Source organism: Mesorhizobium sp. M0060, from assembly GCF_040323155.1.
Taxonomy (GTDB): domain Bacteria; phylum Pseudomonadota; class Alphaproteobacteria; order Rhizobiales; family Rhizobiaceae; genus Mesorhizobium.
Genome location: NZ_JAMYUP010000024.1, coordinates 1 through 19,727 on the forward strand (window position 1 = coordinate 1; position 19,727 = coordinate 19,727).

Annotated in this window: 18 protein-coding genes; 9 read left to right on the forward strand and 9 right to left on the reverse strand. The window is 63.1% G+C overall.

The window, feature by feature from the left end; all coding sequences use genetic code 11:
* Positions 1–208: 208 nt before the first annotated feature.
* The gene (locus NKJ94_RS21730; protein ID WP_352527664.1) at positions 209–568 is read right to left on the reverse strand and encodes an ArsC family reductase; all 360 of its coding nucleotides are present in this window, start codon (positions 566–568) and stop codon (positions 209–211) included.
* A gap of 173 nt (positions 569–741) precedes the next feature.
* Between NKJ94_RS21730 and NKJ94_RS21735 the strand changes: the two genes are divergently transcribed.
* Together NKJ94_RS21735 and NKJ94_RS21740 are read left to right on the forward strand one after the other, a co-directional pair.
* On the forward strand, positions 742–1,092 hold the full coding sequence (locus NKJ94_RS21735) for an ArsR/SmtB family transcription factor (RefSeq protein ID WP_352527666.1): 351 nt from the start codon (positions 742–744) through the stop codon (positions 1,090–1,092).
* Entirely contained in the window at positions 1,089–1,574 is a 486-nt protein-coding gene (locus tag NKJ94_RS21740; RefSeq protein WP_502896022.1) for an SRPBCC family protein, read from the forward strand. The genes NKJ94_RS21735 and NKJ94_RS21740 overlap by 4 nt, the downstream gene beginning before the upstream one ends.
* Positions 1,575–1,729: 155 nt before the next feature.
* Here the strand turns inward: NKJ94_RS21740 and NKJ94_RS21745 are convergent, their stop codons facing one another.
* From NKJ94_RS21745 to NKJ94_RS21775, 7 genes are all read right to left on the reverse strand, one after another.
* The gene (locus NKJ94_RS21745; RefSeq protein WP_352527668.1) at positions 1,730–3,157 is read right to left on the reverse strand and encodes an aldehyde dehydrogenase family protein; all 1,428 of its coding nucleotides are present in this window, start codon (positions 3,155–3,157) and stop codon (positions 1,730–1,732) included.
* Positions 3,158–3,195: 38 nt separating this feature from the next.
* Positions 3,196–4,281, reverse strand: a complete 1,086-nt coding sequence (locus tag NKJ94_RS21750) for an ABC transporter ATP-binding protein (protein ID WP_352527670.1) — start codon at positions 4,279–4,281, stop codon at positions 3,196–3,198.
* The gene (locus NKJ94_RS21755) at positions 4,271–4,879 is read right to left on the reverse strand and encodes a cupin domain-containing protein (RefSeq protein ID WP_352527672.1); all 609 of its coding nucleotides are present in this window, start codon (positions 4,877–4,879) and stop codon (positions 4,271–4,273) included. Before NKJ94_RS21755 ends, NKJ94_RS21750 begins: the two co-directional genes overlap by 11 nt.
* 205 nt (positions 4,880–5,084) lie before the next feature.
* Positions 5,085–6,155 (reverse strand): ABC transporter substrate-binding protein, encoded by a 1,071-nt coding sequence (locus tag NKJ94_RS21760; protein ID WP_352527674.1) that lies wholly within the window; start codon positions 6,153–6,155, stop codon positions 5,085–5,087.
* Positions 6,140–7,018 (reverse strand): ABC transporter permease, encoded by an 879-nt coding sequence (locus NKJ94_RS21765; protein WP_352527676.1) that lies wholly within the window; start codon positions 7,016–7,018, stop codon positions 6,140–6,142. Before NKJ94_RS21765 ends, NKJ94_RS21760 begins: the two co-directional genes overlap by 16 nt.
* On the reverse strand, positions 7,015–7,902 hold the full coding sequence (locus tag NKJ94_RS21770) for an ABC transporter permease (protein WP_352527678.1): 888 nt from the start codon (positions 7,900–7,902) through the stop codon (positions 7,015–7,017). Before NKJ94_RS21770 ends, NKJ94_RS21765 begins: the two co-directional genes overlap by 4 nt.
* Positions 7,903–7,984: 82 nt before the next feature.
* Positions 7,985–9,268 carry an NAD(P)/FAD-dependent oxidoreductase gene (locus tag NKJ94_RS21775; protein WP_352527680.1) on the reverse strand — a complete coding sequence of 428 codons (1,284 nt, stop codon included), beginning with the start codon at positions 9,266–9,268 and terminating at the stop codon, positions 7,985–7,987.
* Positions 9,269–9,544: 276 nt separating this feature from the next.
* Between NKJ94_RS21775 and NKJ94_RS21780 the strand changes: the two genes are divergently transcribed.
* The 5 genes from NKJ94_RS21780 (at position 9,545) to NKJ94_RS21800 (ending at position 14,843) form a co-directional block, all read left to right on the forward strand.
* Positions 9,545–10,702 (forward strand): fumarylacetoacetate hydrolase family protein, encoded by a 1,158-nt coding sequence (locus NKJ94_RS21780; protein WP_352527682.1) that lies wholly within the window; start codon positions 9,545–9,547, stop codon positions 10,700–10,702.
* Positions 10,703–10,937: 235 nt separating this feature from the next.
* The gene (locus tag NKJ94_RS21785; protein ID WP_352527684.1) at positions 10,938–11,870 is read left to right on the forward strand and encodes a substrate-binding domain-containing protein; all 933 of its coding nucleotides are present in this window, start codon (positions 10,938–10,940) and stop codon (positions 11,868–11,870) included.
* A gap of 107 nt (positions 11,871–11,977) precedes the next feature.
* Positions 11,978–12,964 (forward strand): ABC transporter permease, encoded by a 987-nt coding sequence (locus NKJ94_RS21790; RefSeq protein WP_352527686.1) that lies wholly within the window; start codon positions 11,978–11,980, stop codon positions 12,962–12,964.
* Positions 12,965–12,968: 4 nt separating this feature from the next.
* Positions 12,969–13,763, forward strand: a complete 795-nt coding sequence (locus NKJ94_RS21795; protein WP_352527688.1) for an ATP-binding cassette domain-containing protein — start codon at positions 12,969–12,971, stop codon at positions 13,761–13,763.
* 57 nt (positions 13,764–13,820) lie between these two features.
* The gene (locus NKJ94_RS21800) at positions 13,821–14,843 is read left to right on the forward strand and encodes a LacI family DNA-binding transcriptional regulator (protein WP_352527690.1); all 1,023 of its coding nucleotides are present in this window, start codon (positions 13,821–13,823) and stop codon (positions 14,841–14,843) included.
* 587 nt (positions 14,844–15,430) lie between these two features.
* Here NKJ94_RS21800 and NKJ94_RS21805 read toward each other — a convergent pair.
* Complete coding sequence (locus NKJ94_RS21805; protein WP_352527692.1) at positions 15,431–16,012, reverse strand: TetR/AcrR family transcriptional regulator; 582 nt, start codon at positions 16,010–16,012, stop codon at positions 15,431–15,433.
* 251 nt (positions 16,013–16,263) lie between these two features.
* Here NKJ94_RS21805 and NKJ94_RS21810 point away from each other — a divergent pair, with 251 nt between their 5' ends.
* Together NKJ94_RS21810 and NKJ94_RS21815 are read left to right on the forward strand one after the other, a co-directional pair.
* Complete coding sequence (locus tag NKJ94_RS21810; protein WP_352527694.1) at positions 16,264–16,539, forward strand: hypothetical protein; 276 nt, start codon at positions 16,264–16,266, stop codon at positions 16,537–16,539.
* Positions 16,533–19,712: an efflux RND transporter permease subunit gene (locus NKJ94_RS21815; RefSeq protein ID WP_352527696.1), complete on the forward strand. Its 3,180-nt coding sequence runs from the start codon at positions 16,533–16,535 to the stop codon at positions 19,710–19,712. Before NKJ94_RS21810 ends, NKJ94_RS21815 begins: the two co-directional genes overlap by 7 nt.
* The last annotated feature ends 15 nt before the right edge of the window (positions 19,713–19,727 follow it).

The following is a 19,727-nucleotide window of genomic DNA, read 5'->3' on the forward strand; positions in this document are numbered from 1 at the left end:
GCCTGTGGTGGGTCCCCCCACACACCCCTCATTATTTGGTTGCCTCGCCCTCCGCCATGGGGGGTAGTGGTGGCCGCTACGCGGCCGGAGAGGGGGTTTTCGTCGAGTGCTCCCCCTCTCCGTCTCGGCTTCGCCGAGCCACCTCTCCCCACTTTCGTGGGGGCGAGGAACCCAAGCTGGAACGAAGCCGCGAAGCCTCGCCGTCCCGCTACGCCTTCAACCCACTCACCGCCTGCTGATAAACATCAGGCTTGAAGCCGACGAGAATCCTATCGCCAAGCTCCAGCACCGGCCGCTTTATCATCGTTGGTTTGGCCAGCATCAGCGCCTTGGCTTTCTTTTCATCCAGACCCAGCCTGTCCTCGTCCGACAATTCGCGGAATGTCGTGCTCGCCTTGTTGAGCAGGATTTCCCAGCCGATCTTGCTTGACCAGCCGTTCAGCCGATCCGCATCCAGCCCTTCGACCCTGTAGTCATGAAAGCGATAGGCAACATCATGGCTCGCCAGCCAGGAACGCGCCTTCTTGACCGTATCGCAATTGGTAATGCCGTACATGGTGATCGTCAAAACGGATCCTCGGATCGGTCGAATCTAGCGGCACCCTAAAACCGCGCCTCTCACTTTTCCAGCGGCCTCGCCGGGCATCCGTGATTTTCGCGCTTGCCAATAGTAAGGAATTTCCCTAAGTGATTCCCGAGTTAACTTTGGCCATGCGGAATGGCCGACGCAAGGAAATGACCATGACGAGCCTGCAGACCGAAAGCCCCCCGCCGATCGACGGCATTTTCCGGGCGCTCGCCGATCCGACCCGGCGGCGCGTAGTCGAGCGGCTGAACCGAAGCCCCGCCTCGGTCAGCGAGCTTGCCCAGCCGTTCGAAATGGCCCTGCCATCCTTTATCGAGCATCTCAGGGTTCTGGAAGGCTGCGGGCTGGTGCGTTCGGAGAAGGCCGGCCGCGTCAGGACCTACCGGCTCGCGCCAGAGCCGCTGAAGCTCGCGGAAAACTGGCTGGCGGAGCAGCGTGCGCTGTGGGAGCGCCGCCTAGATCAGTTCGACGACTACGTCCTGAAACTCAAGGAGAAAGACAAATGAATATGGTCCCGCTGTTCCAGCTAAATCCGAAGCTCGACCTCGTGCTCGAACGGACGATCGAGGCGCCGCCAGAACTGCTGTGGACGGCCCTGACGAAGCCCGAGCATGTCCGCCAATGGTTCACGCCGAAGCCGTGGATCATCACCGATTGCGAAATCGACCTGCGGCCCGGCGGTCTGTTCCGGACCCGCATGCAGTCGCCGGACGGCAAGGAGGTCAACGACCGCCGTTGCTGCTACCTCGAGATCGTCCCGAACGAGCGGCTGGTTTGGACCGACGCGCTGCTGCCCGGCTACCGGCCGTCAGGCGACCCCTTCATCACGGCGGTCATCTCGCTGCAATCGGAGGGCAAGGTGACGCGCTACACGGCGACCGCCATCCACCGCGACGAAGCCACGCGCAACAGCCACGAGGAGATGGGCTTCTACGACGGCTGGGGCACGGTGGCGGATCAGCTGGCGGGCTACGTCAAGACGATCTGAGGAGGTCCTGCTTCGCGCTCACATTGCGGCCACGGAATCGTCGTGGCCGTTCAGCTGCCAGCGTCCCAGCCGAACAGAAATGATGCGAGCGCTGGTGCTGGAGCACCAACGCTCGCAACCACATTTCGGTTGGTAGCTTGCCGGATATCGAAGGTTCAGGCGCCGTAGCCGATGATGCCCTTGATCTCGAGGAAATCGTGGATCGCCCAGTCGGCATATTCGCGGCCGTTGCCGGACTGCTTGTAGCCGCCGAAAGGCGCGAACGTGTCCCATTCGGGATAGTTGATCGACACCTGTCCGGCGCGCAGCCGGCCGGCAATCTTCCGGGCATGGTCGATATCCCGGGACTGCACGTAGGCTGCCAGCCCGTAGACGGTGTCGTTGGCGATCTTCACCGCATCATCATCGTCGTCATAGGAGATGACCGACAGCACCGGACCGAAGATCTCCTCCTTTTCGATCGTCATGCCGGGCGTCACGTGGCCGAAGACGGTCGGCCTGACATAGTAGCCACGATTGAGGTGCTCCGGCCTGCCCGGGCCGCCGGTGACCAGCGTAGCGCCCTCGGCGATGCCGGCCTCGATCAGCCGCTGGATCTTGTCGAACTGGATGTTGCTGACCACCGGCCCGAGCCTGGTCTCTTCCGAGCGCGGGTCGCCGACCTTGTGCGCTTCAGCGGCCTTTTTGGCAATGGTCAGCGCCTCGTCGTGACGGGCGGCCGGCACCAGCATGCGCGTCGGCGCGTCGCAGGACTGGCCGCTATTGCCGAAGCAGGCGTTGACGCCCTGGAGCACGGCCGCTTCGAAATCGGCGTCGGGGAGCAGGATGTTGGCTGACTTGCCGCCGAGCTCCTGCGCAACGCGCTTGACAGTCTCGGCCGCCGTCTTGGCGACGATGATGCCGGCCCGGGTCGAACCGGTGAACGAGACCATGTCGACATCGGGATGGCCGGCCATGACCTGGCCGACATCGGGACCGGTGCCGTTGACCATGTTGTAAACGCCCTTCGGCGTGCCGGCAGCCTCCATAACCTCTGAAAAGATGATGCCGCTGATAGGCGCGATCTCGGATGGCTTCAGCACGACGGTACAGCCGGCAGCGATCGCCGGCGCCACCTTGCAGACGATCTGGTTGAGCGGCCAGTTCCACGGTGTGATCAGCGCGCAAACGCCGACCGGTTCCTTGACCACCATGGTGCCGCGGCGCTTCTCACTGAATTCGTAATCCTCCAGCGCCTTGATGGTGGCTTCCATATGCGCCCTGCCCGCCCAGGCCTGCACCTCGCGCGCCCAGCTGATCGGCGCGCCCATTTCCTGGCTGACCGCCTGGGCGATATCCTCGTAGCGCTCATTATAGACTTCGAGGATGCGCTTCAGCAGCGTCAGGCGCTCGGCCTTGCTGGTCTGCGAGAACGCTGGGAATGCCGCCTTGGCCGCCGCCACGGCCTTGTCGACATCGGCTTTCGAACCGACCGAGATTTTCGTGTAGGCCTCTTCGGTGGACGGATCGACCACGTCCAGTGTTGCCGCCACCACGGGACCGACCCACTTGCCGTCGATGAAGAAGTTGAGATGATTGCTCACGGGCCGTGCTCCGGTTTTCTGGAAGTTTGAAAGTCAGACTAGCTGGGCAGCATAGGGCAGTTGGCGCCACGACGCAGGCTGATATGCGCCACGTCGCCGACGCTGAATTGAAAACCCTCCGCCCGGCGCGGCGCGTCGATCACCACCTGTGTCCCCTGCCCCAGCTCTGCATGCAGGCGCAAGGTGCGGCCGTGGAAGACGATGCTGCTCACCCGCACCGGTGCAGTGCCGGCCGCGGCCTCGGTCTCCGCCAAAAGATCCTCCGGACGCACGCCGATGGTGCGCACCGCGCCTTCGCCAGGCAACTCGCCTGTTTCCGAAAGGGCCTCCAGCGGCAGGGCGCCGGCGGTGAACCGCAAGCGCTCGCCATCACGGCCGACAAAGCGCGATTGCAGAAGGTTCATGGTACCGATGAAGCTGGCAACGAATTTGGTGGCGGGTCGATCGTAAAGAGTCGCCGGCGGCGCAATCTGCTCGATGCGGCCCTTGTTCATGACGACGATGCGGTCTGAGATCGACAGCGCTTCGGTCTGGTCGTGGGTGACCATGATAAAAGTGGTGCCGAGCTGCGACTGCAGCCGCTTCAATTCGACTTGCATCTGTTCGCGCAGATGCGCGTCGAGCGCCGACAGCGGCTCGTCGAGCAGCAGCACGCGCGGTTCGCAGACGATGGCGCGGGCAAGCGCGACGCGCTGGCGCTGGCCGCCCGACAATTCCGACACGCGGGCGCCGAGCTTGTCAGCAAGGCCGACCATGTCGAGCGCTTCGCCGACGCGCTTTGCCTGTTCTGCCCTGGAAAGCTTGCGCAGCGACAGGCCGAAGCCGACATTTTCGGCGACGTTCATGTGCGGGAACAGCGCGTAATCCTGGAATACGGTGTTGACGGGACGGTCGAAAGGCCTGAGTGCCGTGATATCGCCGCCTTCGAGCAGAACCCTGCCACTCGACGGGCTTTCGAAGCCGGCGATGACCCGCAGGCTGGTGGTCTTGCCGCAGCCGGACGGCCCGAGCAAGGTCAGGAACTCGCCGCGGGCAATGTCGAGATCGACAGACTCGAGCCCGACGATGCCGCCGAGGAATATCTTGGAGACCTTGTCCAGCCGGACGAGAGGATCAGGCGCCATCGCGAACCTCGGACGGCTTGGTCGTGTTGACCCACAGGATCTGGCAGCGCTCGCTGCCCGGATTGCGGAAGGCGTGCAGCAAGGTGCTCTTGAAGGCGAAGCTGTCGCCGGCCTTCAGCCCATAGGTGGTTGAATCGACCACGAGCTCGACCTCGCCCGACAGGACGAAACCGAATTCGTGGCCGGCATGAGCATAGGCTTCGGCGGTGCCGCCACCGGCTTCCACCGTCACCAACATGCCGGTGAGCGTGGCGGCCGGCGGCGACAGCAGTGCCTTGGCAATGCCTTCCGACTTGACCGGGATCTGCCGCCGGCTGTTGGCGCGCACGCAATAGAGATCGTTGCCGGCATCGTTACCGTCGGCAATCAGCGCCGACGGCTCGATGTCGAGCGCGGCGGCGAGCGGCCAGATCACTCGTACCCGCAATGACGACATGCCGCGCTCGATCTGGCTCAGCGCACCGATCGAGACGCCGGCTTTGGCGGCAAGTTCGGCCAGCGAGAGATTGCGCTCCAGCCTGAGCGCCCGCACCCGCCGGCCGACCCTGACGTCGGCGTCGTCCTTCGGCTTCTCAGCCGCTTCGTCCAGCATGTCCATCCGTTCGACCTCGTTACAGTATTTTTGGCCGGCGCCGCGCGGTCTTCCCTTCTCCCCTTGTGGGAGAAGGTGGCCGAGCGAAGCTCGGTCGGATGAGGGGTGTTCCAGAAAACAACAACGCCTCATTCCTTCCAACACCCCTCAACCGTCTTGGCGCTGCGCGCCAATCCACCTTCTCCCACAAGGGGAGAAGGGAAGACCAGGTTCAGCCGCCCGCCTTGACCTTCTCGAACATCTTGGCGAGTTCGTCATTCTGTTTCATCGGCCCGGTGAAGACGGTGGTCTTCAGCATCACTTCCGGGTCGGACGGCAGCTGCAGTTTCTCCAGCTCCTCCTTCGGCACGGCGGCGAAAGCCGAGCTGGTCGAGCTGCCATAGCCGTAGGCCTGGATCAGGTATTTGCCCGAGTCCGTTTCCAGCCGGCTGTTGATGAAATCATAGGCAAGATCGACGTTCTTGGCGTCCTTGAGCATGACGAAGCCGCAAGCCCAGGTCAGCATGCCTTCCTTGGGCTTCATGAACTCGACAGGCACGCCCTGCTTCTTCAGCGAGGTGGCCGAGGCGTTCCAGGTCATGGCGGCGACCAACTGCCCACTCGCCAGCGCCTGTTCGACCGAGGTCATGTCGGTGGTGTAGTTCGAGAGCAGCGGGCGCTGCTCGCGCAGTTTTTCCGCAACCTTGTCCATCTGCTCCGCCGTCATGTCGAACGGATTGACGCCGGCAAGAAGGGCCGCCACCACCGGTGTATCGTGCACGGCATCGATGGTCGCCATGCGGCCGGCATATTGCTTGTCCCAAAGCAGGTTCCAGCTGGCTTCCGGATTTTTCACCAGATCGGCGCGATAGAGGATCGAGGTGTTGCCCCAGTCCCACGGCACCATCCAGACCTTGCCGTCGCCAGCCTGCAGGTCGGGCAGGTTCTTGAAGACGGGGAAGATCGAATCCCAGTTCTTGATGCGCTTGGTGTCGATCGGCTGCAGCAGGCCTTCCTTGTTCCAGCGCGCCACCTTGTCGTAGCAGGGATGCGCGACATCGGGGCGGAAGCCAGCCTTGACCTTGGTGAAGGCATCATCGTCGTCGCCGAACATCGAGGCTTCCACACCATCAGGGTGCGCGGCGAGGAAGCTCTTGTTGAAGTCGGGCAGTTCGTAGCCCGACCAGGTGAAATATTGCAGCTTGTCGCCGGCAAATGCGGCGGTCGACGCAAGCGCCAGCGCGAAGGCGGCCAGTCCGGTTTGCGCTGTCTTTGCAGTCATCGATTTCAGGTCGAATGCCATTGCAGTTCTCCTCTTTCGGTTTCTTCTGGTTTTGACAGGTTAGCAGGGGCTGGCCGCTGAGCGGCAGCAAGCCCGCGATGGCGCAGGATTTCGGCAAGTGCGGCGATGACGAAGGACACGGCCAGGATTGCCGTGCCCAGCGCCATGACGGTCGGCAGCGATTTCGGGAAGCGCAGCTGGCTCCAGATATAGAGCGGCAGCGTCGGCTCGCTCCCGGCGAGGAAGAAGGCGACGATGAACTCGTCGAACGAGGTCAGGAAGGCCAGCATGAATGCTGAAACGATGGCGGGCAGGCTGAGCGGCAGCATCACCCGCCTGAATGTCGTCCAGTCGGAGGCGCCGAGGTCGAGTGCTGCCTCGCGGATGGTCTTCGGGATGGCGGCGAAGCGGCTGCGCATGATCACCACCGTCGTCGGCAGCGCGACCAATATGTGACCAAGCACGATGGCAATGCGTGACGGCCCGAAGCCAATGAGGTTGACCAGGATCAGCAGCGAGATGCCGACGATAACACCGGGGATCAGGATCGGCAGCCGGGCAATGGCACTGATCGTGGCGGCCAGCGGCGAGCGGCCATAGAGATCCATGTAGGACACGGTGATGCCGCACAGCGTTGCGCCGGTGGCGGCAACTGCGCCAATGACGAGGCTGGTGGCAAGCGCGCCGGACAGCGCCGAATTGCCGTAAAGCGTGCCGTACCATTCAAGCGTGAAGCCTTGCAGCGGAAATGCCGCCTGGATCGAATTGTTGAAAGAAAACAGCGGGATCAGCAATATCGGCAGATACAGGAACACCAGATAGGCAAGGACATAGGCGCCGAGCCAGCCGCCGCCCTGCTTTGCATCGATACGCGCCGTGTTCATGTGCGGCTGCCGTATCTGCGGTCGGCGAAGCGCACGACCAGCACCAAGGCGAGGATGACCAGCATGACGGCGACGGCGAGTGCCGCGCCGAACGGCCAGTCATTGGCTTTGCCGAACTCGGCCTGGATCAGCGTACCGATCATCGTGCTTGCCGGGCCGCCGACCAGCGCCGGCGTCACGTAGTCGCCGACCGTCGGCACGAAGACGACGAGGGCAGCCGCCAGCACGCCCGGCATCGAGTTAGGCAGCACGACGCGGCGGAAGCTGGTGAACGGCCTGGCGCCGAGATCGGAAGCGGCTTCGAGCAGCGATTTCGGGATCGTCTCCAGTGCCACGTAGATAGGCAGGATGGCGAACGGCGCATAGGCGTGGGCAAGCGTGACGACGACCGCTGCCGGCGTGTTGAGGAAGGCCAATGTCGGCTCCGACCAGATGCCGCTTTCGATCAGCGCCGAGTTCAGTACGCCATTATAAGCCAGCACGATCTTCCAAGCGAAGACACGCAGGAGATAGCTGGTCCAGAACGGCAGGGTCAGCAGAAACAACAGCAGCCCGCGCCGCCGCCCGGCATGGAAGGCAAGGTAGTAGGCGACGGGATAGGCTGTGACGACCGTTGCCAGCGTCACCAGGCCGGCAATGCACAGCGAGCGCAGCGTCACCGTCCAGTACAGCGGATCGGTGGCCACAGTGACGAAATTCGCAAGGGTGAAACCAGCGCCGAGCAGCGAGCCGTCATTGCCGCGAAAGGCGAGGAAGAACACCAGGCCAAGGGCGAAAAGGATCAGCAGAAAGGTGACCAGCCCGCCGGGCAGCAGCATGGCGAAACGGAACCCCGGCGAAGATCGGGTTTCCGGCAGAGGCTGCGTTACGGCGATGGTCGACATCGACTGCCCACGGAATTTGAAATCGACTAAGCCTTTTTCATATCCGTGAAACTGTCAAGCTGTTTCACGTTCGGGTATGAAATCAGCGTTCGAACGCGTCGAGCATTTGGTACCAGGCGATGGTCGCGGCAACGCCGACCTGTCGAAAGGCGTGAAACGGGATCGGCCGGATCGGCGAGACCGGGAACGGCAATTGCCTGATGTCGCCGCTCGACAGATAGGAGGCGATGCGCTCACCAAGCGCGGTCATCAGGCCGATGCCGCGGCCTTGGCAGCCGACCACCGCCAGCAGGCCCTTCTCGGGCTCGTGGATGTGAGGGAGATGGTCGGGTGTCATTGCCACCCGGCCAAACCAGCGCTTTTCGATAGCAACATCGGACAGCGCCGGATAAAGCCGCAGCAGTGCGCGTTCGAGATGCGCCCAGTCGGCCGGGCCGTTCGGCAGCGCCATGCGGCCGCGCCCGCCGAGCACCAGCCGGCCGTCGGCACTCTTGCGGTAATAGACGAGGATGCGGCGCGAATCCGACACCGCCTGCCCCTCCGGCAGGATCGCCGCCGCGAGATTGGACGACAGCGGCGCCGTCGCGATCTGGAAGGAATGCAACGGGACGATGGTCTCAGCGAGGCCGGGGAGCAGGCCGCCGGTATAGGCGTTGGTCGCCAGGACGACCGCCTTGGCCTTGAGTTCGGCGCCGCTTTTCGTCGAAACGTGCCAAATGCCGGCATCTTTGCTGATCTGCATCACGTTCTGGCGCTCGGCGATCTTCACACCCGCCGCTGCAGCGATGCGCGCCAGCTCCGACGTATAGGCGAGCGGGTCGATGACACCGGCGCGACGGTCGAGCCAGCCGCCGAGATAGCCTTGCGCGCCGGTCATCGTCGCAATCTCGGTCGCGCTCAGCAACCGGACATCGGCGCCCCGCGCCCGCCACTGCCGGTCCCGGTTCGCCGCCGCTTTCAACGCGGTCTCGGTATGCGCGGCCTGAATCCAGCCGTTGCGGACGAACGGCACCGCCAGTTTTTCATCGCGGATCAATTCGAAGACGGCATTCGCGGTCGAGGCGGCAAAGTTGACGAGCGCCTCGCCGCGTTCGAGACCAAAATGCTCCAGCAGCCAGTCCGGATCGTATTTCAGGCCGGGAATGACCTGGCCGCCGTTCAGGCCGGATGCGCCATTGCCAATTTCGCCGGCGTCCAGCACCTGGACGGCAAGGCCGAGCCGGGCGGCGTGCACGGCTGTCGACAGCCCCATGATGCCGCCGCCGACGATAACGACATCGGCGCGTCGGCCGGCTGGAAAAAGCGACTGGAACGCGGTGGCTGTCCGCGACTTCTGCCAGATTGGATCGGAAAACCGTAAGGGCAAGCGTCACCTAGGGATCTTAGTCGGTGAAAACCCTAGCGACGGTTTCATTATTTTGAAAGAGCGTTTTCCGTCGCCATTGGCGCACGTCAGGCTCGATCAAGGTCCAGCGATGCAAAGACCGCTTGAAAGAATTGACAAAGCTCGCCCTGGAAGCGGGATAGACCTTTGGCGGGAATTTGGTGAAAGTGCCGCCGTCGAACGACAAGCCTATTTTGCGGCCGTTCATCGGCCGCAACGACCGCGACACCCGGACCGAGACAACAGGAACCGTAAGCCATGACGAACGCCACACACTTGCCATCCGAAGGCCTCTTCCTTGGCCGTGCCATGACGAGCGATGCTCCCCACCCGCTGGTGGTCACGGTGCGTGACGGCACTGTCTTCGACATTACGTCACCTGTGGCACCGACTATACGCGACGTTTGCGAATTGCCGGATCCGGCAGGGCATGTCCGCTCGGCCAAGGGGCGGCCGATCGGCCCGCTCGATGCCATTGCCGTCAACAGTTTCGAGACCGCGCGCGATCCACAAAAACCATACCTGCTTTCCCCGGTCGACCTGCAGGCGATCAAGGCGTCTGGCGTCACCTTCGTCGTCAGCCTGCTCGAGCGCGTCATCGAGGAGCAGGCGCGCGGCTCGGCGGAAAAGGCCGACGCCATTCGCGCCGACATTGCCGGGCTGATCGGCCACGATCTGTCGAAGCTCAAGCCCGGCTCGCCAGAAGCGATGGAGATCAAGGCCAAGCTGATCGCTCGCGGTGCCTGGTCGCAATATCTGGAAGTCGGCATCGGCCCCGATGCCGAGATCTTCACCAAATGCCAGCCGATGGCCTCGGTCGGCTTCGGCGCCGATGTCGGCCTGCATCCGGTTTCGACATGGAACAACCCGGAGCCGGAGATTGCCGTAATTGCCGCCAGCAGCGGCAGGATTGTCGGCGCTACGCTCGGCAACGACGTCAATCTGCGCGACGTCGAGGGGCGCTCGGCGCTCCTGCTCGGAAAAGCCAAGGACAACAACGCTTCGGCAGCACTTGGCCCCTTCGTCCGGCTGTTTGACGAGACTTTTTCCATCGGCGACGTGAAGCAGGCGATCGTGCGCCTGAAGGTCGAGGGCGAGGACGGATTTTCGCTGGAGGGCGCCAGTTCGATGGCCGAGATCAGCCGCTCGCCGGAAGAGTTGGTCGCCGCCGCAATGGGGCCGCACCATCAATATCCCGACGGGCTGGCGCTCTATCTCGGCACCATGTTCGTGCCGTCGAAAGATCGCGGGGAAAAAGGCAAGGGCTTTACCCACAAGGTCGGCGACATCGTCACCATCTCGTCGGAGAAGTTCGGCGCCCTGGTCAACCGCGTGCGGCTGTCGCCCGACTGCCCGCACTGGACCTATGGCGCAAGCCATCTGATGCGGGCCCTCGCCAGAGCCGACCTGATCTAAGCTCCCGCTGTCCGGCAGGCGCCTGCCTGGAAAATATCACGCGAACTGATGCAATCTGATGGAAGAGCTGATGGCGCCTTGGTTTGCGCCAACTACCACTTGCAGATGAGGCTTGCCATCAATCGAAAAAGGGGATGCTCTGATGCACCCAGGTCGACGCTGGCAAAATGCGATCACGGTTTTTGGCCGTGATCGTCGTCGGAGGAGGAGTTCGGTTCAAATGGGAGGAAATCAAATGCTGACGAGGCTAAGACTGCTTGTACTTGGCTTGATCGTGGCGCTGGCCATTCCGGCCGCGGCACAGGCCAAGACGTTTTACTGGATTTCGCATGGCGGCCCGGCCGATCCGGTCTGGACCTACTTCCTTGCCGGCGCCAAGCAATGGGCGACGGACACCGGCAATACCGTCAACACCTCGTTCCACAATGGCGACGTGGCGTCTCAACAGGAGGCTGTTCGCGCCGCAATCGCCGCCAAGGCCGACGGCATCACCACGACCAGCCCCGATCCGGGCAGCCTTGTCGAGATCGTCAAGGAAGCGCGGGCGGCGAACATCCCGATCATCAACTTCAACACGCCCGACCCGAAGGCGGACTTCAACGCCTATGTCGGCGGCGACAACGTCACCTTCGGCAAGCATTGGGCGCAGTACCTGGTCGACAAGGGCCTGGTGAAGAAGGGCGACTTCGTCTGGATGCCGGTTGAAATTCCCGGCGCCACCTATGGCGTCCAGGAAGAGGAAGGCATCAAGAGTGTGTTCGAGCCGCTCGGCATCACCTATGAAATCACCGAAGCGACGCTCGATCAGGCCGAAGTGATCAACCGTATGGTCGATTACCTCACCGCCAACAGGGCCAAGGTCAAGGCAGTCATCGGTCTTGGCGACCTTGTCACCGGTTCGATCAAGCGGGTGTTCGACCAGGTCGGCGTCAAGCCGGGCGAAATCCCGGTTGTCGGCTGGGGCAACTCGCTCGACACCACCCAGGAAGTGCTGAACGGCTACGTCAATGCCGGGCAGTGGCAGGATCCTCAGGCGACCAGCTATGTCGCGCTCTCGCTCGCCAACATGGCGGCGAGCGGTATTCCGCCCGGCTTCGACGTGATCACCGGCGCGCTTTACGAGAAGGACACCGCGGCAGTCTACGACAAGATCCTGTCCGGCAAATAAATCCGCGATCGAGTTGGTCACGGCCGCTCCGGCGGCCGTGACTGCCTCATTATTCCGCCGAATCCGGCTGCGGTCTCGGCCAGTTCCAATCCTATCGCGGGTCCAAGGTGGAAAATCATTCCCTTATCCAACGCTCGATCGCGCGGCCCGAGTTCGGGCCGTTCGTGCTGCTTGTCGTCGAGATCGCCGTGTTCTGGGGCATCAATCACGACTTCCTGTCGCCGCAGAACATCTCAAACACGCTGGCCTTCACGGTCGAGCTCGGGCTGATCGCGCTGGCGATGACACTGCTGATGACGTCTGGCGAATTCGACCTCTCGGTCGGCTCGGTGTTCGGCTTCTCGCCGGTCCTGATGTGGACGTTGTTCAACAGCGGCGTCACCTCGCTTGAAGCAGGCTTCGTCGTTGCGCTGGTGGTCGCCGCCTTCATCGGCCTGGTCAATGGCTGGTTCGTGACGCAGCTCAAGATCCCGTCCTTCCTGGTGACGCTTGGCATGCTGCTGGTGGTGCGCGGCACCGCTTTGTTCGTCACCAACGGGTTTCCGCAGCGGACCTGGAGCGCCGAGGGCAGCTGGCTTGCGGAAGCGCTGGTCGGCGATTTCTTCATCGGGCCGTTCCGTATCTATATGTCGCTGTTCTGGTTTATCGCGGCGGCAATCGCGCTCGGCTACGTGCTGACGCAGAGCCGGACCGGCAACTGGATCCAGGCGGCCGGCGGCAACCCAAGTGCTGCAAGGGCCCGCGGCGTCAATGTCAGCGGCGTCAAGATCGGCTTGTTCATCCTGTCGTCGATCCTGGCCTCGCTTGCCGGCGTCATCAGCTCGCTGCGTACCTCGGCGGCCAACCCCAACAGCGGCACCGGCTACGAGCTCGAAGTCATCGCCATGGTGGTGATCGGCGGTACGGCGCTGACCGGCGGGCGCGGCACCATCATCGGCACGGTGCTCGGCATCCTGATCCTGCGCGTCATGCGCAACGGCATCGTGCTGATCGGCGTGCCGGGCCTTGCCTACAACATCTTCATCGGCGCCATCATCCTCGGCATGATGGCGCTCCACTCATGGCTGGAACGCCGGCATCAGGCAGGGACTTGAGACGATGGTCGAGCCACTGATCCGCATGACAAACATCCGCAAGTCCTATGGCCGCGTGCAGGCGCTGGTGGATGCCAATTTCCATGTCAACGAAAGGGAGATCGTCGGCCTGCTCGGTGACAACGGCGCCGGCAAATCGACGCTGATCAAGGTGTTGTCGGGTGCGGTTCCGCTGACCAGCGGCGACATCTTCATCCGCGGCAAGAAGGTGAATCTGCGCAGCACCAGCGACGCCATCGCCCATGGCATCGAGACGATCTACCAGGACTCGGCGCTGGTGACGCAGCTGTCGATCGCCCGCAACCTGTTTCTCGGACGCGAGCCGATCAGACCGCCGCGTTTCCTCAACCGCATGGACCAGGAGGCGATGAACGTGGTTGCCCGCGACCTGCTCAAGCAGGTCGGCATCTCGAAGAACATACCGCCGACGACGCCGATTGGCTCGCTCTCCGGCGGCGAGCGGCAGGCGGTGGCGATTGCACGGGCCATGCATTTCGACAGCGATCTCATCATCCTCGACGAGCCGACCAACAATCTCGGCGTTGCCGAAACGCAAGGCGTGCTGAGCTTCGTGCGCAGTGCCCGCGATTCCGGCCATTCCTGCATCTTCATCGCCCACAACATCCATCATGTCTTTCAGGTGGTCGACCGCATCGTGGTTATGCGCCGCGGCAAGGTGGTCGCCGACGACATCGACCCGAAGAAGACCAGCGTCGCCGAAGTCGAACGCGTCATCACCGGCATGTCGGACAAGGAGATCCATGACGCGCTGGTCGAGGGCACACAACGGCCCGGCTGAGCAGCCGGGGCCGGCTGACCGTCGAGGCACTGGATCGCATCGCCATATGGTTGCGACATGAAAGCCACCGTTTCGGATATTGCCAGGAGCTGCGGCCTGTCGACCGCGACGGTCGACCGCGTGCTCAACAACCGGCCGGGGGCGAGTGCCGCCAACCGGCAGCGCGTGATGGAGGCGGCCAAGCAACTCGGTTATCTACCGGTCGTCGACCAGGTCGCGTTGCCCTCGCGGCCGGCGCATCTCGAATTCTTCCTGCCGATCGGCAGCAACGCCTTCATGGCCGATCTGGCCAGGCACATCGAGGATTATGCGGCGCGCCTGCCGCTGGTCGCCTCCTGCCGCATCCACAAGCTCACCGGCATCTCGCCGAGCGCCTTGCAGGCGGCTGTCGAAAACCTCTCGCTCAAGGCGAACGGTGTCGGCGTCATCGCCATCGATCATCCGAGAACGCGCAACATCTTGCGCGAGATCGTCGAGGCCGGCATCCGCCTGGTCACGCTGGTGTCCGACGTTCCGGGCGCGCCCCGCTCGGCCTATGTCGGCATCGACAACCGGGTGGCCGGCCGCACCGCGGCGCTGCTGATGGGACGGTTCCTTGGCGGTCGCCAGGGCCATCTGGCAATGGTGGTCGGCTCACGTTCCTATCGCGGCCATGAGGAACGCGAGATGGGCTTTCGCTCCGTGCTTGGCGAAGAGTTCCCCAATCTGACCGTCACCAGCGCCGTCGAGATCAATGATGAGCCGGAAGTCAGTTATACCGCGACCATGAAGGCGCTGCACAACGAGCCGGAGCTGCTCGGCATCTATTGTATCGGCGCCGGGCGCTCGGGCGTGGCGAAAGCGTTGCTCGAAGCCAAGCCGCAGAAGAAGCCGGTGTTCATCTGCCATGATCTGACGCGCGAAACGCGCGGCTATCTCGTCGACGATCTGCTCGACGTCGTCATCGACCAGAATGCGCGGCTGATCGCCGAACAGTCGGTCATTCGCCTGCTCGGCTCGATCGCCTCGTCGGCGCCCTATCTGACGCGGAAATTCATCGAGCCGCGCCTGATCTTCAAGGAAAATGTCCCGGTGCAGTGATGCCGCGCGAGGGCTATGTTCGCTCGGCCTCGATCGTTAAAATTCGGTTGATACCGCAAATCTGCACATCAGCTATGCAACTTTTGTGGTTGCCGAATCATTGGGCAGCCAGTACCTTCATAAGCGTCGGCCATCTACTCCTCCCAGATGCGATGCCGACGTTGAATTCGGTGCACCTCCTCCCGCACCGCATTCGAAAATCAAGCCCGCTGCCACCTCCTCCCGGCAGCGGGCTTTTTCGTTCCGGCTCCTGGTATTGGGCAAAGGCTGGGGTCATGACTAATCACCGAACACGATTGTCAATCCGCGTCCGATGACTATCGGCGATCGCCACCGGCCTGTGTCCGGGCATGCTGCAGCCGCGATCAGCGAATCCGTCGGAATCCTGTCACACTTGTCACCCTCAGCAATTCGCTATCGGCCCTATCCTGCCTGACAACCAACAAGCAACACGTCGCGCAGGGAATGGTGCGGCGACAGACCGGCAACGGAGGAGCGTGATGACGGCACACCCGAACGGAACAAAAGAGCACGCGGCGGCGCGGCGTGCAACGAACGAGCCATCGATCGTTTCGCCGCTTGCGAGTCTATCTGGCCCTGAAGGACGTGATCAGGCCTTCCGCCATGCGCACGAACTGCGCGCTCGGGCCCTCGGAGCCGACACTTTGCAGGCTGACGCGGGCGCCCTCGAGCAGAAGCGACAGCGTATCGGCGAGAAGTTCGGCTTGGCCGATGCCGGCATCGCGACACAAGAAGACCAGACGCTCGCGCTGCGCCTCCTTGAGTTCCTTGATCACTTGCCTTGCCGGATGATCGGTCTCGCTCAACTCGATGGCGGCGTTGGCCATGTCGCAACCGCGACGATCTGACATCAGGCAATCGGCTGCCATCCGGACCCAGGCATGCAGTTGCGCCAGTTTGTCACCCGGATGCTCGGCCTCGAACTTTTCCCACATCGCATTAGCGCTGCAGGCCGTCGCCCGCAGACATTCGATGATCAGGTCGTCCTTGGACTCGAAATGCCGGTAGAGCGTCATCTTGTTGGTGCCGGCGGCCTCGGTGATGGCGTCGATGCCGACGCCGCGAATGCCATGCTTGTGAAACATGTCCCGTGCCGTCTCCAGGATCCTGTCTCGGGGGCGAACACGCTCCACAATACCGTCTGTCATCAAAACCTCCGTGCTTGCGTTTCCCGAAATTCCCTCGGTACACCTCTTGACTAGGGTGTTACCGGTCTGTAACGTTAGAGATGTTACTTACCTGTAACACCCGCATTGCATCATGTCAAACTCGCAAGTGCCGGCCATCAGCCCCGCCCCAATCGGCAAGGGGACGAACCGCACCTTACGGCCTCGCCGGCGAGCAAGAGAACACCCGATCCGCGGCGTGCCGCGGATCGCCAAAACCAGGAGCCGCTTCGATGTCGCAGCGCAATGATCTGACGATCGATGAAGTCGTGAAGGATCCGATGATCCGCATGCTGATGAAGGCCGACCGCGTCGACCCGCGGTCTTTCGAGGCGATGCTGCGTGCACTGGCGGACGAGCAGGCCGAGCGCCGCAATGCGCCGCAACGCCTTCTGGAAGATTTCGGCTTTCTCGAAGATTCCGGCTCAACGCGCAGCCGGCGGCTGTCCAGGGTAGCCAGGGCCTTTGGCCGGGCCAGAGCATCGGGCGAGGCGTGCATCTCATGGTAAACTTCTTCATCCATCGTCCGATCTTTGCGTCGGCGATCGCCATCATCATGGTGCTCGCCGGTGGGATCTGTTATTTCCTGCTGCCCGTCTCGCAGTTTCCCGACATCACCCCGCCCCAGGTCGTGGTCAGCGCCCATTACCCGGGCGCCAGCGCACAGGTTGTCGCCGACACGGTGACGACGCCGCTCGAACAGCAGATCAACGGCGTTCAGGGCATGACCTACATGTCGTCGTCGAGCTCCAATGACGGCTCCTCGACGATCACCATCACTTTCGAGGTCGGTTATTCCCTGAGCACCGCCGCCGTCGACGTCCAGAACCGCGTTTCGCAGGCGGCTTCCTCGTTGCCGGCCATCGTCAACCAGGGCGGCGTAACGATCAAGAAACAGAACCCGAACTTCGTCCTGATCGTCGACCTCACCTCGCCGGACGGTTCCGTCAACCCGGTCGCGCTGAGCAACCTCGCCTATCTGCAGGTGGTCGATCCGCTGAAGCGCCTGCCTGGCGTCGGCGACGTGCAGATATTCGGCGAGCGGCGCTATTCGATGCGCATTTGGCTCGATCCCGACAAGCTCGCCAATCTCGGCATCACCGCCGTCGACGTGCAAAACGCCGTCGCCGAGCAGAACGTCCAGGTGGCGGCCGGCAAGATCGGGCAGTCGCCGGCCCCGGCCGGCACCGCCTTCGAGATGCAGGTCAACGCGGTCGGCAGGCTAAGCGATCCCAAGGAGTTCGGCGACATCGTCGTGCGGGCCAACACCGCCAACGGCTCGCTGGTTAGGCTGCGCGACGTTGCGCGCATCGAACTCGGCGCCCTGCAATATTCGTCGTCGGCCTTCTTCGGCAAGGATCCGACGGTGGTGCTCGCGGTCTACCAGATGCCGGGCTCCAACGCGCTCGATCTGCAGCAGCGCGTCAAGGACAAGATGCAGGAGCTGTCGGCCCGCTTTCCGAAGGGCGTCAGCTACGCCATGCATTACGATACGACGCGTTTCGTTTCGGCCTCGATGCACGATGTGCTGATCACGCTCGGTGAGGCGCTGATCCTGGTCGTCGCCGTGGTGTTCATCTTCCTGCAAAGCTGGCGCACCACGATCATCCCGACGATCGCGATTCCCGTGTCGCTGGTGTCGACGTTGGTCGTCATGTACATGTTCGGCTTCTCCTTGAACATGCTCAGCCTGCTCGGCATGGTGCTGGCGATCGGCCTCGTCGTCGACGACGCCATCGTCGTCGTCGAGAATGTCGAGCGCCAGCTGGAGGCCGGCCTCAAACCGCTGGCTGCCACGCGCGCGGCAATGGCCGAGGTCACCGGCCCGATCATCGCCACGACCGCTGTGCTGATGGCCGTGTTTGTACCGGTCGCCTTCATCCCCGGCGTTTCCGGCCGGCTCTACAACCAGTTTGCCCTGACGGTCGCGATCTCCTTCGGCATCTCGGCCTTCGTCTCGCTCACGCTTACTCCGGCGCTCAGCGCCGCCTTCCTGCGCCACCGGCCGGAAACGCAGTTCGTGCTGTTCCGCTGGTTCAACACGGGCTTCGAACGGCTATCGCATGCCTATGCGAATGGTGTGCGCATTCTCATCCGTCTGCGCTGGATCATGCTCGGCGTGTTCGCGGCCGGACTTGTCGCGACCTATTTCGTCTGGCAGCGCCTGCCCTCGACCTTCCTTCCGGTCGAGGACCAGGGCTACTTCTTCGTCGTCATCCAGCTCCCCGACGGGGCCTCGCTGGAACGCACCGACGCGGTGGCGCAAAAGGCACGCGACATCCTGCAGAACACGCCCGGCGTCGACATCGTCGGCTCGATCAGCGGCCTGAACTTCCTGACCAGTGCCGCCCAGTCGAACTCGGCGGTCGAATTCGCCATCCTGAAGCCATGGGACGAACGCGGCCCCGACCAGAGCGCCTCGAAGCTCGTCGCCGACGTGCGCAACAAGCTGCTGCAAATTCCGGAGGCTTTTGCGCTGAGCTTCGACCCGCCGTCGATCCCGGGCATCGGCACCACCGGTGGCTTCGAGTTCCAGGTCGAGGACCTGACCGGCCGCGGCAGCGTGGCGCTCAACGATGCGACGCAAGCGGTGATTGCCGAGGCGCGCAAGCAGCCAGAGCTCAATCCGCAGCAATTGTTCTCGTCGTTCTCGACCTCGACGCCGCAGTTCAACTACGACCTCGATCGCGCCAAGGCGAAGCTGCTCGGGCTCAGCCTGCCGGACGTCTTCAACACGCTGCAGATCTATCTCGGCTCGCTCTATGTGAACGATTTCAATCTGTTCGGCCGCACCTTCCGGGTGACGATCCAGGCCGACAAGGACTCTCGTGCCGGTCCGGCCGACATTTCGCGGCTCTATGTCCGCAATGCTTCGGGCGGCATGGTGCCGCTGAGCACGCTGGGCAAGCTTGTGCCCGTCGTCGGCCCAGAGACCGTGCCGCATTACAACAACAATGCGTCGGCCCTGATCAATGGCGGCGCCGCCCCTGGTTTCTCGTCCGGCCAGGCGGTCGCGGCGATGGAACGTGCCGCCGCTACGGCGTTGCCGAGAGATTTCGGCTACGAATGGACCGGCATCACCTATCAGGAGCTCAAGGCGGGATCGATCGCATCCGTCGTCTTCGGCCTCGCCATCGTCTTCGTCTTCCTGATCCTCGCCGCGCAATATGAGAGCTGGGCGATGCCGTTCATGGTGCTGCTCGCGGTGCCGCTCGCACTGTTCGGTGCATTCGTCGTGCTGTGGCTGCGCGGCATGCAGATCGACGTTTATTCGCAGATAGGCTTCGTCATGCTGATCGGACTGGCGGCCAAGAACGCGATTCTGATCGTCGAGTTTGCCCGGCGCCGGCGCGAAGAAGGCCTCAGCATCGTCGACGCCGCGATGGAAGCGGCGCGGCTGCGGCTGCGGCCGATCCTGATGACCGCCTTCGCCTTCATCCTCGGCGTGCTGCCGCTGATGTTCGCCACCGGTGCGGGTGCCGCGAGCCGGCAGTCGATCGGCACCACCGTCTTTGGCGGCATGGTCGCGGCGACGATCCTGTCGCTGGTGTTCGTGCCGGTCTTCTATGCGGTGATCGAGCAGCTGCGCGAGCGCAGCAGCGAGAGCGAACCGGTCTCCGAAGCGACTGAACCACCAACCGCCGAACCCGCCTTCGAGCCATTGGCCGAAGCGGCTGAATAGGACTGGAGAATTGAT

Excerpts from the sequence above, each read along its gene's own strand:
- NKJ94_RS21740 (WP_502896022.1), top strand. The coding sequence starts at position 1,089 with ATGAATATGGTCCCGCTGTTCCAGCTAAATCCGAAGCTCGACCTCGTG.
- NKJ94_RS21815 (WP_352527696.1), top strand. The coding sequence starts at position 16,533 with ATGGTAAACTTCTTCATCCATCGTCCGATCTTTGCGTCGGCGATCGCC.
- NKJ94_RS21760 (WP_352527674.1), bottom strand. The coding sequence starts at position 6,155 with ATGGCATTCGACCTGAAATCGATGACTGCAAAGACAGCGCAAACCGGA.
- NKJ94_RS21780 (WP_352527682.1), top strand. The coding sequence starts at position 9,545 with ATGACGAACGCCACACACTTGCCATCCGAAGGCCTCTTCCTTGGCCGT.
- NKJ94_RS21795 (WP_352527688.1), top strand. The coding sequence starts at position 12,969 with ATGGTCGAGCCACTGATCCGCATGACAAACATCCGCAAGTCCTATGGC.
- NKJ94_RS21765 (WP_352527676.1), bottom strand. The coding sequence starts at position 7,018 with ATGAACACGGCGCGTATCGATGCAAAGCAGGGCGGCGGCTGGCTCGGC.
- NKJ94_RS21735 (WP_352527666.1), top strand. The coding sequence starts at position 742 with ATGACGAGCCTGCAGACCGAAAGCCCCCCGCCGATCGACGGCATTTTC.
- NKJ94_RS21800 (WP_352527690.1), top strand. The coding sequence starts at position 13,821 with ATGAAAGCCACCGTTTCGGATATTGCCAGGAGCTGCGGCCTGTCGACC.
- NKJ94_RS21810 (WP_352527694.1), top strand. The coding sequence starts at position 16,264 with ATGTCGCAGCGCAATGATCTGACGATCGATGAAGTCGTGAAGGATCCG.
- NKJ94_RS21805 (WP_352527692.1), bottom strand. The coding sequence starts at position 16,012 with ATGACAGACGGTATTGTGGAGCGTGTTCGCCCCCGAGACAGGATCCTG.
- NKJ94_RS21785 (WP_352527684.1), top strand. The coding sequence starts at position 10,938 with ATGCTGACGAGGCTAAGACTGCTTGTACTTGGCTTGATCGTGGCGCTG.
- NKJ94_RS21770 (WP_352527678.1), bottom strand. The coding sequence starts at position 7,902 with ATGTCGACCATCGCCGTAACGCAGCCTCTGCCGGAAACCCGATCTTCG.
- NKJ94_RS21750 (WP_352527670.1), bottom strand. The coding sequence starts at position 4,281 with ATGGCGCCTGATCCTCTCGTCCGGCTGGACAAGGTCTCCAAGATATTC.
- NKJ94_RS21755 (WP_352527672.1), bottom strand. The coding sequence starts at position 4,879 with ATGGACATGCTGGACGAAGCGGCTGAGAAGCCGAAGGACGACGCCGAC.